General features: G+C 70.3%; 13 protein-coding genes. 8 read left to right on the top strand and 5 right to left on the bottom strand.

The features are described 5' to 3' along the window. Positions 1 to 4: 4 nt before the first annotated feature. On the bottom strand, positions 5 to 2,182 hold the full coding sequence (locus tag ABD357_RS39310; protein ID WP_344396192.1) for a carbon starvation CstA family protein: 2,178 nt from the start codon (positions 2,180 to 2,182) through the stop codon (positions 5 to 7). A 102-nt stretch (positions 2,183 to 2,284) separates the two neighbouring features. Further along, positions 2,285 to 2,527 (bottom strand): DUF3311 domain-containing protein, encoded by a 243-nt coding sequence (locus tag ABD357_RS39305; RefSeq protein ID WP_344396191.1) that lies wholly within the window; start codon positions 2,525 to 2,527, stop codon positions 2,285 to 2,287. Positions 2,528 to 2,755: 228 nt separating this feature from the next. Here ABD357_RS39305 and ABD357_RS39300 point away from each other — a divergent pair, with 228 nt between their 5' ends. The 4 genes from ABD357_RS39300 to lpdA all read left to right on the top strand — a co-directional run bounded on the left by ABD357_RS39300 (position 2,756) and on the right by lpdA (position 6,875). Further along, the gene (locus tag ABD357_RS39300; protein ID WP_344396190.1) at positions 2,756 to 4,318 is read left to right on the top strand and encodes a sodium:solute symporter family protein; all 1,563 of its coding nucleotides are present in this window, start codon (positions 2,756 to 2,758) and stop codon (positions 4,316 to 4,318) included. After that, positions 4,315 to 4,995, top strand: a complete 681-nt coding sequence (locus ABD357_RS39295; protein ID WP_344396189.1) for a SigE family RNA polymerase sigma factor — start codon at positions 4,315 to 4,317, stop codon at positions 4,993 to 4,995. Before ABD357_RS39300 ends, ABD357_RS39295 begins: the two co-directional genes overlap by 4 nt. Next, the gene (locus ABD357_RS39290; RefSeq protein WP_344396188.1) at positions 4,992 to 5,264 is read left to right on the top strand and encodes a hypothetical protein; all 273 of its coding nucleotides are present in this window, start codon (positions 4,992 to 4,994) and stop codon (positions 5,262 to 5,264) included. The genes ABD357_RS39295 and ABD357_RS39290 overlap by 4 nt, the downstream gene beginning before the upstream one ends. Positions 5,265 to 5,462: 198 nt before the next feature. Then, positions 5,463 to 6,875: a dihydrolipoyl dehydrogenase gene (lpdA, locus tag ABD357_RS39285; RefSeq protein WP_344396187.1), complete on the top strand. Its 1,413-nt coding sequence runs from the start codon at positions 5,463 to 5,465 to the stop codon at positions 6,873 to 6,875. A 9-nt stretch (positions 6,876 to 6,884) separates the two neighbouring features. Here lpdA and ABD357_RS39280 read toward each other — a convergent pair whose 3' ends face one another. Further along, on the bottom strand, positions 6,885 to 7,250 hold the full coding sequence (locus tag ABD357_RS39280; protein WP_344396186.1) for a MazG-like family protein: 366 nt from the start codon (positions 7,248 to 7,250) through the stop codon (positions 6,885 to 6,887). Between the two features lie 84 nt (positions 7,251 to 7,334). On the opposite strand from ABD357_RS39280, the gene ABD357_RS39275 reads away from it, so the two are divergent. Next, on the top strand, positions 7,335 to 8,339 hold the full coding sequence (locus ABD357_RS39275; RefSeq protein WP_344396184.1) for an aldo/keto reductase: 1,005 nt from the start codon (positions 7,335 to 7,337) through the stop codon (positions 8,337 to 8,339). A 264-nt stretch (positions 8,340 to 8,603) separates the two neighbouring features. Here the strand turns inward: ABD357_RS39275 and ABD357_RS39270 are convergent, their stop codons facing one another. Then, on the bottom strand, positions 8,604 to 9,362 hold the full coding sequence (locus ABD357_RS39270; protein WP_344396183.1) for an SDR family oxidoreductase: 759 nt from the start codon (positions 9,360 to 9,362) through the stop codon (positions 8,604 to 8,606). A 133-nt stretch (positions 9,363 to 9,495) separates the two neighbouring features. Here ABD357_RS39270 and ABD357_RS39265 point away from each other — a divergent pair, with 133 nt between their 5' ends. Then, positions 9,496 to 11,157, top strand: a complete 1,662-nt coding sequence (locus tag ABD357_RS39265; protein WP_344396182.1) for an alkaline phosphatase D family protein — start codon at positions 9,496 to 9,498, stop codon at positions 11,155 to 11,157. Positions 11,158 to 11,316: 159 nt separating this feature from the next. Here the strand turns inward: ABD357_RS39265 and ABD357_RS39260 are convergent, their stop codons facing one another. After that, complete coding sequence (locus tag ABD357_RS39260; RefSeq protein WP_344396181.1) at positions 11,317 to 12,321, bottom strand: Gfo/Idh/MocA family protein; 1,005 nt, start codon at positions 12,319 to 12,321, stop codon at positions 11,317 to 11,319. A gap of 89 nt (positions 12,322 to 12,410) precedes the next feature. On the opposite strand from ABD357_RS39260, the gene ABD357_RS39255 reads away from it, so the two are divergent. Both ABD357_RS39255 and ABD357_RS39250 read left to right on the top strand, forming a co-directional pair. Then, positions 12,411 to 13,829: a Bcr/CflA family multidrug efflux MFS transporter gene (locus tag ABD357_RS39255; protein ID WP_344396180.1), complete on the top strand. Its 1,419-nt coding sequence runs from the start codon at positions 12,411 to 12,413 to the stop codon at positions 13,827 to 13,829. Continuing rightward, complete coding sequence (locus ABD357_RS39250; protein WP_344396179.1) at positions 13,781 to 14,962, top strand: serine hydrolase domain-containing protein; 1,182 nt, start codon at positions 13,781 to 13,783, stop codon at positions 14,960 to 14,962. The genes ABD357_RS39255 and ABD357_RS39250 overlap by 49 nt, the downstream gene beginning before the upstream one ends. The last annotated feature ends 4 nt before the right edge of the window (positions 14,963 to 14,966 follow it).

Genomic DNA, 14,966 nt, shown 5'->3' with positions numbered 1-14,966 from the left:
ATGCTCATGGACGGGCTCCCACCAGCGGTTCGCCGGCCTGCTCGGGGATGTCGAGGCGGGACTCGACGTACGGCGCCTCCGTCGTCGCCGGCGGTCCCGGCGAGCGGATGGCCCGTACGCACACCACCGCCGCGTTGACGATCACCACGGCGACCAGCAGCAGGAACAGGGCGATCAGGACTCCGTCGACCGTGGAGTTGGTGACCACGGTGTGCATGTCGTCGAGGTTCTTGGCGGGCGCGATGACCTCGCCGGCGTCGATGCCGTCGGCGTACCGGTCGCGCTGGGCGAAGAAGCCGATGCGCGGGTCGTCGGAGAAGATCTTCTGCCAGCCGGCGGTGAAGGTGACCGCGACCACCCAGGCCAGCGGGACCGCGGTGACCCAGGCCCAGCGCAGCCGCCCGGACTTGACCAGCACGGTGGTGCAGACGGTGAGGGCGATGGCGGCGAGCAGCTGGTTGGCGATGCCGAAGAGCGGGAAGAGCTGGTTGATTCCGCCGAGGGGGTCGGTGGCGCCGGTGTAGAGGAAGTAGCCCCAGGCGGCCACGACGATTCCGCTGCACAGCCAGATGCCCGGCTTCCAGGTGACCCGGCCGATCGGCTTCCAGACGTTGCCGAGCATGTCCTGGAGCATGAAGCGTCCGACCCGGGTGCCCGCGTCGACCGTCGTCAGGATGAACAGCGCCTCGAACATGATCGCGAAGTGATACCAGAAGGCCTTCATCCCGGCGCCCCCGAACACCCCGGAGAAGATCTCCGACATGCCGACCGCGAGGGTGGGCGCACCACCGGTGCGGGCGATGAGCGTCTGCTCCTCCACGGCCTTCGCCGCCTGCGTCAACTGGTCGGGGCTGATGGTGAAGCCGAGGCCCGCCACCGCCTGCGAGGCGGACTCGGCGGTCGTACCGAGGAGCCCGGCGGGCGCGTTCATCGCGTAGTACAGGCCGGGTTCGAGAGTGGCCGCGGCGATCAGCGCCATGATCGCGACGAACGACTCCATCAGCATGGCGCCGTAGCCGATCATCCGGACCTGCGACTCCTTCTGGATCAGCTTCGGAGTCGTACCGGAGGCGACCAGCGCATGGAAGCCGGACAGCGCGCCGCAGGCGATGGTGATGAACAGGAAGGGGAAGAGAGAGCCCGCGAAGACCGGGCCCGCGCCCGAGGAGGCGAAGTCACTGACCGCCTCCGCACGCATGACGGGCGCGGCCATGACCACTCCGACCGCGAGCAGAGCGATGGTGCCGATCTTCATGAAGGTGGACAGGTAGTCGCGGGGCGCGAGCAGCATCCACACGGGGAGTACGGAGGCGACGAAGCCGTATCCGACCAGGCAGAACACCAGGGTCGTCGGGCTCAGGGTGAAGGTGGCGGCCAGCGAGGAATCCTGGATCCAGCTGCCGCCGATGATCGCGAGCAGCAGCAGCGCCACACCGATCAGGCTGGTCTCGACGACCCGGCCCGGCCGGATCCGGTGCAGCCAGAAGCCCATGAACAGCGCGATGGGGATGGTCATGGCGACGGAGAAAGTGCCCCAGGGGGAGTGGGCGAGGGCGTTGACGACGACGAGGGCCAGCACACCGAGCAGGATGATCACGATGGCGAAGACCGCGATCAGGGCCGCCGCCCCGCCCGCCCGGCCGATCTCGTCACGGGCCATCTGCCCGAGCGACTTCCCGTCCCGCCGCATCGACAGGAACAGCACCACCATGTCCTGCACCGCCCCGGCGAAGATCACGCCGGCCACGATCCAGATCGTGCCGGGCAGATAGCCCATCTGCGCCGCGAGTACGGGCCCCACCAGCGGTCCGGCCCCGGCGATCGCCGCGAAGTGGTGGCCGAGCAGCACCCGCCGGTCGGTGGGCTGGAAGTCGACGCCGTCCTCGAGCCGTTCGGCGGGTGTGGCCCGGCGGTCGTCCGGCTTCAGTACGCGCCGGGCGACGAAGCGGCTGTAGAAGCGGTAGGCGATGGCGTACGAGCCGAGGGCGGCCAGCACCAGCCAGACCGCGGAGATCTCCTCGCCCCGGGAGAGCGCGAGGACACCCCAGCAGACGGCGCCCACCAGGGCGACGGTGGTCCACACGAGGATGGACCGAGGGGTCATACGGGGCCGGGCGGACCCGGAGGGGGGCGGGCTTTCCGGTGCCGGGGGAGCGGATTCGGGCATGGCTGACGTAGGCATGGCGGCTCCTGGCCTTGGTGCTGGGTGATGGTGTGCGGCGCTACGGGGTGATGCGTGGCGCGGCGGGGCTTGTGGGGCGGCGCGTGGGTGGCGGGAAGCGGCTCAGGGATCGGGCCGGTCGTCGCGGTCGTGCCTGGTCAGCGCGTACGCGGCGAGCAGGCACAGTCCGCACCCCGGCACCCAGGCGAGCTGGTACCAGTAGAAGAACGGCGTCCCCGCGAGCCGTGGTTCGTCACCGGCGTACCAGGGGACCCACAGCAGTCCTGCGGCGGGCGCGAGAAGCAGTACGGCGACGGCGAAGCGCCGTAGCCGGTGATGACCAGTGCCCGTATCAGTCGATGTCATGACCTGCGCTCCCCTCCCGTCCCCTCTCCCGATCGCTGTCGGTCTGTGCAAGAGTTGCCCGCCGGCCGGAACTGGTTGACAGGGAATTTTCCAGAAGATTTCCCGCCGGTTTTCCGTCAACCGTGTCAACCGGACGGGCTGCCCGCGCAACTCTCCGGCAAGGGCTCGGGCTGTGGCCTGTCCGGCGGACAGGCCACGGGACCTCAGGCACACCAAGGACGGTGACCCATGGCGGACGGCGCCATGACCGCGACGTTCCTCGCCGTGACCGGCGGAGCGTCGCTTCTGGCCGTCACCGCGCGCCGTCTGCGGCCCAGCGACCGGCTGCCGTCCCTGGAGGGCTGGGCACTGGCCGACCGCAGCCTGGGCCCCGTCTGGACCTGGATGCTCCTCGGCGGCACGATCTTCACCGCGTACACCTTCACCGCCGTACCGGGACTGGCGTACGGGAACGGGGCGCCCGCCTTCTTCGCCGTGCCGTACACGGTGATCGTCTGTCCGCTCGCCTTCGTCCTGCTGACCCGCCTGTGGACGGTGGCCCGCCGGCACGGCTACATCACCGTCGCCGACTTCGTGCGCGGCCGGTACGGTTCACCACCGCTCGCCCTGGTGGTGGCGCTGACCGGGATCCTCGCGACGATGCCCTATCTCGCGCTGCAACTGCTGGGCATCCGCGCGGTGCTCACCGCCGGGGGCGTCTACCCGCGGGGCGCGAGCGGCGATCTGGTGCTGATCGCGCTGTTCGCGGGGCTCGCGGCGGCGACCTACCGGCACGGGCTGCGGGCACCGACCGTCATCTCGGCGTTCAAGGCGGTGGCCGTCTTCGTCTCGCTCACCGCCGTGTGCTGGCTGGTCCTCGCCCGGCTCGGCGGACCCGGCGCGGTCTTCGACGGCGCGGCGCGACGGCTCGGCGGCACCGGAGTCGCGGACTCCGCCCTGCTGCTGTACCCCGAGCAGCAGCCCGCCTACGCCACGCTCGCCCTGGGCTCGGCGCTGGCCCTGCTGATGTATCCGCACGTGCTCACCGCGGGGTTCGCCGCCGACGGCCCGCGCACCCTGCGCAAGGTCTCCGTGGCGCTGCCCGCCTGGACAGGACTGCTCGCCCTCTTCGGCCTCCTCGGCATCGCGGCACTCGCGGCGGGGGTACGGGCACCCGAGGGCGGCGCCGAGACCGCCGTACCGATGCTGGTCGACCGGCTGATGCCGGGCCCGCTCGCCGGACTCGTCTTCGGAGCGATCACCGTGGGGGCGCTGGTCCCGGCGGCCGTGATGTCGATCGCGGCCGCCACCTGCTTCGTACGCAATGTGTACGTCGAGTACTTTCACCCCACCGCCACACCCAAACGACAGGTCCGCATCGCCAAGGCGGTCTCGCTCACCGCGAAGGTGGGGGCGGTGGCGTTCGTGTTCGGGCTGCGCGATCAGGACGCCATCAACCTCCAGCTTCTCGGCGGCGTATGGATCCTGCAGATCTTCCCGGCGGTGGCCATAGGGCTCTTCACAGGCCGGTTGCATCCGCGGGCGCTGCTGGCCGGGTGGGCCGTGGGCATGGTGGCCGGCACCTTCCTGGTGGTCCGCGAGGGCTTCTCGTCCATCGTGCCCTTCGGCGGCGGCGACCAGCCGCTGGAGATCTACGCCGGGCTCGTCGCCCTCCTGCTCAACCTGACCGTCGCGGTGGCCGGCACCGCGGCCCTCGAACGCTTCGGCGTCCCGCGGGGCGCCGACCTCACCGACCTACCGTCCCGCCTGACCGTCAGGCGGCGCCCCGAGACGGGAGCGAGCAACCCGTGAGACGCAGACAGCACACGCGACTGCCGGCGCCGCAGGCCGCTCCGGCCGCCGTCACCGATCCCCGCATCCCGGATCCCCGCATCCCGCGGCCCGCCGCCACCGGCGAGACGACGGCATCCCCGCCGACCGGCGACGAGATGCCGACCGCCGACGATGTGCTGTCCCCGCCCGTGAGTGATCCGGCCGACCTCGAGCGGGAGGCCGCCCTGGCCCGGCTCTTCGAGCTGCACTACGCCTCGATGCTGCGCCTGGCCGTCCTCCTCGGCGCGGACGACCCGGAGAACGTGGTGGCCGAGGCGTACTACCAGATCTACCGGAAGTGGCGGCGCCTCAGGGACGCCGAGGCGGCGGAGGCGTATCTGCGCTCCACGGTGTGCAATCTGACCCGTATGCGCATCCGCCACCTCCAGGTCGCCCGCAAGCACGTCCAGCAGCCGCCGAGCGAGGTCGTCGCCTCCGCCGAGAGCACGGCGCTGCTCCGCGACGACCAGCGCGTACTGATCGACGCCCTGCAGCAACTGCCCGCCCGCCAGCGGGAAGCGCTGGTGCTGCGGCACTGGCTCGGCCTGAAGGAGGGTGAGATAGCCGCCGCGATGGGAATCTCCTGCGGATCGGTCAAGACCCACACCTCGCGCGGTATCGCCGCCCTGACCCAGGCGATGGAGGCCCGGCGATGAACGAAGTCGATCGTACGGAGCAGGCGCTGCGCGAAGCGCTCGGAACGCTGGCCGGCGGTGTCCAGGCCGCCCCCGACGCCTACCGCACGGCCCGCGGCGACTGGCTCCGCCGCGAACGCCGCCGCCGCGTGGTCCTGGCCGTCCTGATAGCGGTGGTCTTCACCCTCGCCACCCTGATCGGCCTCTGGGTGCTGAACCAGGCCCCGTCGGAACCGGGGGTGATCTTTTCTTACGGGGTGAGTGTGCCTCCGGCGGGGGCGGGTTTGTAGGTGACTGTGTCTGGCGTGGCCGTACGCAGGGGTGAGCCCCTGATGGGGTTTCGGGCGAAGCCCCGAGGGGAGACGGCTGTTGCGCCGTCCGGGTGACCAGGGTGACGGACCGTCGCCCCCGATGGCGCATGCTGTCTGAGGCCGAGGGCGGTCGCGGCAAGGCGCCGGGTCGCCACCCCTCATCGGAAAGGACACCCCATGGACGAGCAGGGCGAGCGCTTTGATGTCGTCGTACTCGGAGCGGGCCCCGGCGGCTACGTCGCCGCCATCCGCGCCGCCCAACTGGGCAAGCGCGTCGCGGTGGTCGAGGAGAAGTACTGGGGCGGCGTCTGCCTGAACGTGGGCTGCATCCCCAGCAAGGCCCTGCTGCGCAACGCCGAACTCGCGCACATCGTCACCCGCGAGGCCAAGACCTTCGGCATCAAGATCGACGGGCAGGTCTCCTTCGACTACGGCGAGGCCTACCGGCGCAGCCGCAAGGTGGCGGACGGCCGGGTCAAGGGCGTCCACTATCTGATGAAGAAGAACAAGATCACGGAGCTCAGCGGTCGCGGCACCTTCCTCGACCCGCACACCCTCCAGGTGGCCGACTACGACGGCAACACCCGCACCATCGCCTTCGACCACTGCATCATCGCGACCGGCGCGACCCCCAAGCTGCTGCCCGGCACCCGCCGCACCTCCCGCGTGGTGACGTACGAGGAGCAGATCCTCGCCGAGGACCTGCCGCAGTCGATCGTGATCGCGGGCGCCGGCGCGATCGGCGTCGAGTTCGCCTACGTACTGCACAACTACGGCGTGAAGGTCACCATCGTCGAGTTCCTGGACCGTATGACGCCGCTGGAGGACACCGAGGTCTCCACCGAACTCGCCAAGCAGTACCGCAAGTTGGGCATCGACGTGCTCACCTCCACCCGCGTCGACGCGATCGACGAGTCCGGCCCTCAGGTCCGCGTCACGGTGACGGCCAAGGACGGCACCCAGCAGGTGCTGGAGGCCGACAAGGTGCTCCAGGCGATCGGCTTCGCCCCGAACATCGAGGGCTACGGCCTGGACAAGACGGGCGTACGGGTCACGGACCGCGGGGCCATCGACGTCGACGGACGCTGCCGCACCTCCGTTCCGCACATCTACGCCATCGGCGACGTCACCGCCAAGCTGATGCTCGCGCACGCCGCCGAGGCGATGGGCATCGTGGCCGCCGAGACCATCGCGGACGCGGAGACCATGGAGCTGGAGTACGTGATGATCCCGCGCGCCACTTACTGCCAGCCCCAGATCGCCAGCTTCGGCTACACCGAGGCCCAGGCCCGCGAGCAGGGCTACGACGTCCAGGTGGCCAAGTTCCCCTTCACCGCGAACGGCAAGTCGCACGGCCTGGGCGACGCCACCGGCTTCGTGAAACTGATCAGCGACGCGAAGTACGGCGAACTCCTCGGCGGCCACCTCATCGGCCCCGACGTCACCGAACTCCTCCCCGAACTGACTCTCGCCCAGCAGTGGGACCTGACCGTCCATGAGGTGGCCCGCAACGTCCACGCCCACCCGACACTCGGCGAGGCGGTCAAGGAAGCGGTCCACGGACTCGCCGGACACATGATCAACTTTTGACGGCGGACGTCAGGGGAGCCGACCCGAGCCGAGCGAACGCTTCCGTACCTGCTCCAAGTGGGCCGTGAAGACCTCACGAGCGTCGGGTGTCAGCGTGCGCAGGGCGACGGCTGCCGTGATGATCACGTCGCACAGCTCCGACTGGACGTCGTCCCAGGAGTGGCTCGTACCCTTGCGCGGGTTCTGTCCGGTGGCGCCGATGACCGCCTCGGCGACCTCGCCGACCTCCTCAGAGAGCTTCAACATCCGTAGGAGCAGGGCCTCTTGAGGGGGACGCGAGGGCTGCGCACGTACGAGCCACTCCTGGAGGCGGCTCACCGTGTCCCACATGTCGTCGTACGTGGCCGAGGCCGCCGCTGCGTCGTGATCGCTCATGGCGGCCAGCGTGCCATGCAAGGGCGGCAATTCCCGCGCTCACCCTTGCCTTCGCCTGCGCTCCAACTCCTAGCGTTCGCAGGCATGGAGAGCATCAAGCACAGGAACGGGCACAGAACACTGGGCCGAAGCAACATCGAGATCAGTGCTCTTGGTTTCGGGTGCTGGGCCATCGGCGGGGAGTGGCAGACCGTCGACGGGCAGCCCCTGGGCTGGGGCAAGGTCGACGACGAGGAGTCGGTACGGGCGATTCACCGCGCGCTCGAACTCGGCGTGACCTTCTTCGACACGGCGGACGCCTACGGCACCGGGCACAGCGAGCGGCTGCTCGGCCGGGCCCTCGGCAAGCGCCGTACGGACGTCGTCGTCGCCACGAAGTGGGGCAACGTCTTCGATGAGACGACCCGCACGGCGAGCGGCCAGGACGACACGCCCGAGTACGCCCGCCGGGCCTTGACCGCATCCCTGAAGCGCCTCGGCACCGACTACGTCGACCTCTACCAACTGCACATTTCCGACGCCGACTTGGAGCGTGCGGCCCAACTACGTTACATCTGCGAGGAGTTCGTATGCGAGGGGCTCATCCGCGCGTACGCCTGGAGCACCGACGATCCGGAACGGGCCGCCGTGTTCGCCCAGGGGCCGCACTGCGCGGCCGTGCAGCACCGCCTCAACGTGCTCCAGGACGCGCCCGAAATGCTCGCGCTCTGCGAGGAGTCGGGGCTTGCGAGCATCAACCGCAGCCCGCTCGCGATGGGGTTGCTGACGGGTGGGCGGGCGGCTGGACAGCCCCTGGAAGCCGGGGACATCCGCAGTGCGCCGCCCGCCTGGCTGCCCGGCTTCCAGCGGGGCGAGGGGGCCGACGCGCAGTGGCTGCGCCGCGTCGACGGCCTGCGTTCCGTGCTCACCAGCGAGGGCCGTACGCTCGCCCAGGGCGCCCTCGCCTGGCTGTGGGCCCGCAGCCCGCGCACGATCCCCATCCCGGGCTTCCGCTCGGTCGCGCAGGCCGAGGACAACGCCGGGGCGCTTCGCTACGGCCCGCTCACCGCGGACCAGTTGACCGAGATCGAGGAAATCCTGGCTCGCTGACCGGTCAAGCCACGGCGGTCACCGGCGTTGATGACGGGGCAGCCGTTCCGTCGCCCGGGTCTTTCCCGCGGTCCCGCGCGGGAGCCCGCCCCATCCATGTGGCCCGGAACGGCTGCCCACCCCCCTCCCCCATGAAGATGGATCAGGAAGTCCTGTGCTCCAAATGTGAAGCTTCGGTGGAGGAGTGTCGAGCATAAGCCTGCCACCGGTCTGAATGCGCCGGATGTTTCTATTCCGATTGTGCAGGTTCCGGTTGCGGCGTGCTCATCCGCGGCCGATGAACGGCATCGTCGTCGCGAGAACCGTCGCGAACTGCACGTTCGCCTCCAGCGGCAGCTCCGCCATGTGCCGCACCGTCCGGGCCACATCCGCGACGTCCATCACGGGTTCCGGAACCACCTCGCCGTTCGCCTGCAGGGCTCCCGTCTGCATGCGCTCGGTCATGTCGGTCGCCGCATTGCCGATGTCGATCTGACCGCAGGCGATCCGGTACGGACGGCCGTCCAGGGACAGTGACTTGGTGAGCCCGGTCAGCGCGTGCTTGGTCGCCGTGTACGCGGCCGAGTGCGGGCGGGGCGTATGCGCCGAGATCGAACCGTTGTTGATGATCCGGCCGCCTTGCGGATCCTGCCCCTTCATCTGCCGGTACGCCGCCTGCGCGCACAGGAACGCGCCGTCGAGGTTGGTGGCGACGACGTGGCGCCAGGCGTCGTAGGGCAGTTCCTCGAACGGGACGCCGCCAGGACCGAACGTACCGGCGTTGTTGAAGAGCAGGTCGAGCCGCCCGAAGTGCTCCCGTACGGCGGCGAAGAGTCCGGCCACGTCGTCGGGCTGTGAGACGTCGGCGCGTACGCAGAGGGAGGCGCCCTTCGCCGCCAGGGCTGCGGTTCCCTCCAGAGTTTGTACGCGGCGGCCCGCGAGCGCCACGGACCAGCCGGTGCACAGGAGTTCCAGGGCCACGGCGCGGCCGATGCCGGAGCCCGCCCCGGTGACCAGCGCGATCTTCGTTTCCTTGTCGTTCATGGGCCCGCAGCGTACGGGAGGGCCCGGCATCCGGAACTCATCCTCCCGACACCCGTCTGTTGTGTACACGACGGGTTGCCGTCGACCCCGGCCACTCCAATGCGTCGTACAACAACCGTCAGGGGAGGGCCAGATGACACCCGCAGCCCGTCAACTACCGCCGCAGGAAAGCGTTTCGCGGCACGCCCCCGAGCTCCGCGCCGCAGCCCGTCACCTCGGCCGGCGCCGCTTTCTCACCGTCACCGGCGCCGCCGCCGCGCTCGCCTTCGCCACCAACCTGCCGACCGCGGGCGTGGCAGGCGCCGCCGAACTCGACGCGGCGAAGATCACCGACGACCCCTTCACCCTCGGCGTCGGCTCCGGCGACCCGCAGCCGGGCTCCGTACTGCTGTGGACCCGTCTCGCGCCGGCCCCGTTCGAAGCCGGCTCCGGACTGCCCCGGCAGCGCGTCCCCGTGCAGTGGGAGCTGGCGCACGACGCCAAGTTCCGGCGGATCGCCAGGCGCGGTACGACCGACGCGCACCCCGAGTTCCACCACGCCGTGCATGTCGAGGTGGCCGGCCTCGACCCCGACCGCACCTTCTACTACCGCTTCCGTACGGGCCGTTGGGTCAGCGAGACCGGCCGTACACGCACCGCGCCCGCGACCGGCGCCCGTGTCGCCGAACTGACGCTGGCCGCCGTCTCCTGCCAGGCGTACCACGACGGCTACTTCACCGCGTACCAGCACCTGGCCGAGGACGACGTCGACATCGTTTTCCACCTCGGCGACTACCTCTACGAGTACGCCGTCAACTCCGTCGGCGGCGCCCGCAATTACACGGACCGCACGCTGCCCGACGTCTTCAACCGCGAGACGGTCACGCTGGAGGACTACCGGCTGCGGTACTCCCTCTACAAGTCCGACCCGGATCTGCGGGCCGCGCACGCCGCGCACCCCTTCGTGGTCACCTGGGACGACCACGAGACCGAGAACAACTACGCGGACGACATCCCCGAGAACGACGTACCGCCGGAGGAGTTCCTGCTGCGCCGCGCCGCCGCCTACCGCGCGTACTGGGAGAACCAGCCGCTGCGCCGTCCGCAGCAGCCGCAGGGTCCCGACATGCGGCTCTACCGGCGGCTGGGCTGGGGCAGGCTCGCGCAGTTCGACATCCTCGACACCCGGCAGTACCGCACGAACCAGGCCAACGGCGACGGCTGGAAGACACCCACGCCCGAGTCCGAGGCCGAGTCGCAGACCCTGCCCGGCCTTGAGCAGGAGCGCTGGCTGACCGACGGCTGGCAGCAGTCGAACGCGCTGTGGAACGTCGTCCCGCAGCAGGTCGTCTTCGCCCGCCGCAACCACGCCACCCCCGGCAACACCACCCGCAGCATGGACTCCTGGGATGGCTATCCGGCCTCCCGCGAGCGTCTCCTCAAGGGTGCCGAGGCGGCCGGTGTGGAGAACCTGATGGTGCTCACCGGCGACGTCCATGTCTCGTACGGCTTCGACATCAAGCGCGACTTCGACAACCAGAACTCCCGCACAGTGGGTACGGAGATCGTCACCACGTCGATCAGCAGCGGGCAGAACGGGGCCGCGCAGCCGCCCAACTGGGCGGGGTACCTGGCCGCCAACCCGCACATGAAGCACTACAACGGGCAGCGGGGGTATGCCACGGTCGCCCTTGGCCAGGACGCGGCGCAGGTGGACTTCAAGACGGTGAACGCGGTGACTACGCCGGGGGCGCCGATCACCACGGCCGCGTCCTTTGTGACCGAGGTGGGGGACCAAGGGCTCAAGCCGGCGTAGGCGCTCCGCTGGGAGGGGCGGGGAACTGCGGTCGTTCGTTGGCTGCCGGCCGCCTGTGGCTGGTCGCTCCCCCACTCTCGGCTGCGCTCGAGCGGGGGGACCCCCATCGCGGCGGAGCCGCAAATTGATGCGGCCCCGCGCCCCTGATGGGGCGCCCCTTCAGCCGGCCTCTCCTGGATAGGTGACGCCGATGTGCTTCCGTACCGCGTCGAGCGTCCGCATCACGGCGAGGGTGCCGTCCAAGGGGACGAGGGGAGACTCCGTCTCGCCCGCGCGGAGGCAGCGCATGACCTCGATGGCCTCGTGTTTGAGGCTGGCCCGTGTCGCGTCGGCCGCGGTGAACTCCTCGGGGTCGCGGCCGTCGCGGTGCAGGACGAAGCGGTCGGCGTGGAAGAAGCCGTACGGGATGTCGATACGGCCCTGCGATCCGGTGACCGAGGCGGAGGTGGACGTGCCGCCGACGAGTGAGCAGTGCAACGAAGCGAGAGCGCCGCTCTCCCAGGAGAGCAGCATTCCCGTCTGGAGATCGACGCTCTCGTCGGAGAGCGCCGCTCTCGCGGTCACCTCCGAGGGCTCCCCGAGCAGCAGGTGTGCGAACGACACCGGATACACGCCCAGATCGAGCAACGCGCCACCACCCTGCGCCGGGTCGCGCAGCCGGTGCGTGGGCGGGAAGGGGCCGGACAGACCGAAGTCGGCCTGGACCGTGCGGACTTCACCGATGGCTCCGCTGTCGACGAGTTCCTTGAGGCGTCGGATCAGCGGATTGCAGTACATCCACATGGCTTCCATCAGGAAACTGCCGCGCTCCTTCGCGAGGGCGACCAGTTCCCCGGCCTCACGTGCGTTGAGCGTGAACGCCTTCTCGCACAGCACATTGCGCCCCGCCTCCAGGCACAGCCCGGCCGCGGCCCGGTGCGCGGAGTGCGGCGTGGCGACGTACACCACATCCACGTCCTCGTCCGCCGCGAGGGCGCCCCGGTCGCCGTACGCCCTGGGTATCCCGAACCGGTCCGCGAACGCCTTCGCCGACTCCTCGGTCCGCGAGGCCACCGCCACGACCTCCGCGTCCGGCAGATCCACCAGGTCCGCCGTGAACGCCGCCGCGATCCCTCCGGTCGCCAGCACGCCCCAGCGCACGCGTTCTGCCGCCACTTCCGCCATCCCCGAACCCTCGCTCCACGGATCTGTGATTCGCCACCTTGTCCGAGCTGAGAGCATAGGTCCAGCGTTCAACCGGCAGGGAGGGGCACATGCCCGAGCAGGGCGGCACTAGACGGGACGAAGAGGGGCAGGGTGGCCAGGAGGGCGGAAAGGGTCACATGTCGGGTGCGGTGATTGCTTCGGCCACGGCAGCGACCGACGCGGACGCGACCCCCGCACCTCCATCGCGGGACGCAACGCCCCCACCCCCATCGGGCGTGCAGCGCGACGTGCCGTCGCCGGGCGCCCGCCGCTCCGTAGGCCTGCTCGTCACGCTCATCCTCGGTGGCCTCACCGCCGTACCGCCGCTGTCCATGGACATGTACCTCCCGGCGCTTCCGGAGGTCACCGACTCGCTGCACGCGCCCGCGGCCACCGTGCAGTTGACGCTCACCGCGTGCCTCGCGGGGATGGCGCTCGGGCAGCTGGTCGTCGGGCCGATGAGCGACAAATGGGGCCGTCGGCGGCCGTTGATCGCGGGGCTGCTGGTCTACATCGTCGCCACCGCCGTCTGTGCGTTCGCGCCCACGGTCGAACTGCTCGTCGCCTTCCGGCTGCTCCAGGGGCTCGCGGGCGCGGCCGGGATCGTGATCGCGCGGGCCGTCGTACGTGATCTGTACGACGGCATGGACATGGCGCGGTTCTTCTCCACGCTGATGCTGATCTCCGGAGTCGCGCCGATCATCGCGCCGCTCATCGGCGGGCAGGTACTGCGGATCACCGACTGGCGGGGCGTCTTCTACATCCTGACGGCCGTCGGCGTCGTGCTGACCGCAGTCGTCTGGCGGCTGCTGCCCGAGACGCTCGCGCCCGAACAACGCCACAGCGGCGGCGTCGCGGAGGCCCTGCGCACCATGCGCGGACTGCTCGCGGACCGTGTCTTCACCGGCTACATGCTCACCGGCGGCTTCGCCTTCGCCGCGCTCTTCGCATACGTCTCGGCCTCGCCGTTCGTGATCCAGGAGATCTACGGCGCCTCTCCGCAGACGTTCAGCATCCTCTTCGGAGTCAACTCCGTCGGCCTCGTACTCGTCGGCCAGATCAACGGCAAGGTCCTCGTCGGCCGGGTCAGTCTCGACAAGGTGCTCACGGTCGGACTCGCGATCGTCACCGCCGCGTCCCTCGCGCTGCTGCTGATGGCGGCGGGGGTCTTCGGCGAGGTGAGCCTCGTACCGATCGCCGTCGGCCTGTTCGTCCTGATGTCCGCGATGAGCCTGTGCCTGCCCAACACCAACGCGCTCGCCCTGATGCGCACCCCGCACGCCGCGGGCTCCGCGTCCGCCCTGCTCGGCACCTCCTCCTTCCTCGTCGGTGCGATCGCCACACCCCTCGTGGGCATCGCCGGGGAACACACCGCCGTCCCGATGGCCGTCGTCCAACTGGCCTGTGCACTGGTGGCCGTGGGCTGCTTCATGGGACTGTGCCGTCCCTGGCGGCGACGCGCGGACCTGAAGGGAGAAAGCAGCTGAGCGCACCGAGACTGCGCCCCGGCACACCGGAACGTGCCGGGCTCGATCCTGATGAACTGGCTCAACTCGTACGGGAGGTCCGCGAACTCACCAGCGGGGATCCGCCCTGGGCCGCCGGCGCCGTGGTGATCGCCGGACGCGGCCCCGTGATCGTCGTCGAGGAGGCGGCGGGCTGGGCGGTGCGCTACTCCGCCTACGACGAGGACAGCGGCCGCGGCCTCGAACTGCCGCGCAGCGCCTGGGTGCCGGCGAGTGTGCACACGCCGTTCGACCTCGCGTCCCTCACGAAACTCTTCACGAGCGTCGCCGCCGTCCAGCAGCTCGAACGCGGCACGCTCGGCATCGACGCGCGTGTGGCGGCGTACCTCCCGGACTTCACGGCCGCGGCCGAACACGGCATCACCGTACGGCAGTTGCTCACCCACACCTCCGGGCTGCGCCCCGAACTCCCGCTGTACGACTGCCGGAGCGACGCGGCACGGTTCGCGCTGCTCAAGGCGGAGGCGCCGGTGTCGGAGCCGGGCAGGCTGTACGCGTACTCCGACCTCAACATGCTCTTCCTCCAGCACGTCCTGGAGCGGATCACCGGGCGCCCGCTCGACGTCCTCGTACGGGAGGGGATCACCCGGCCGCTCGGGATGACGGCGACCGGCTTCGGGCCGTGCCCGGGTGCTGCGGCCACCGAGGACCAGCGAAGACCCTGGGCCAAGGCGGACCGCGGCATGCTGCGCGGTGTGGTCCACGACGAGAACGCCTGGGCCGTCGGCGGCGTCGCGGGTCACGCCGGCCTCTTCTCGACGGCCCGCGACCTGGCGGTCTTCTGCCGCACACTGCTGGCGGGCGGCTCGTACGGCACGGCCCGCGTCCTCGGTCCCGACTACGTCGAGCTGCTGTTCATCCCGCCGGGCCTGGGCTTCGCGCTCGACCAGCCTTGGTTCATGGGGGAGTTGGCGGGGCGGGGGGCGGCGGGGCATACGGGCTTCACTGGTACGTCACTGGTACTGGACCCGGCGACGGACACCTTCCTGGTGCTGCTGACGAACGCGGTGCATCCGCGCCGACGATCCGTCCCGGACAACGGCCCGCGAGCCGCGGCGGGGACGCGGCTGGCGGGGGCGGTCCGGGGGATGTGAGCGG

The sequence above is a fragment of the Streptomyces vastus genome, from assembly GCF_039532825.1.
GTDB classification, from domain to species: domain Bacteria; phylum Actinomycetota; class Actinomycetes; order Streptomycetales; family Streptomycetaceae; genus Streptomyces; species Streptomyces vastus.
Note: the sequence above shows the minus strand (reverse complement) of the source record. Positions and strands in the feature narration are given on the sequence as shown.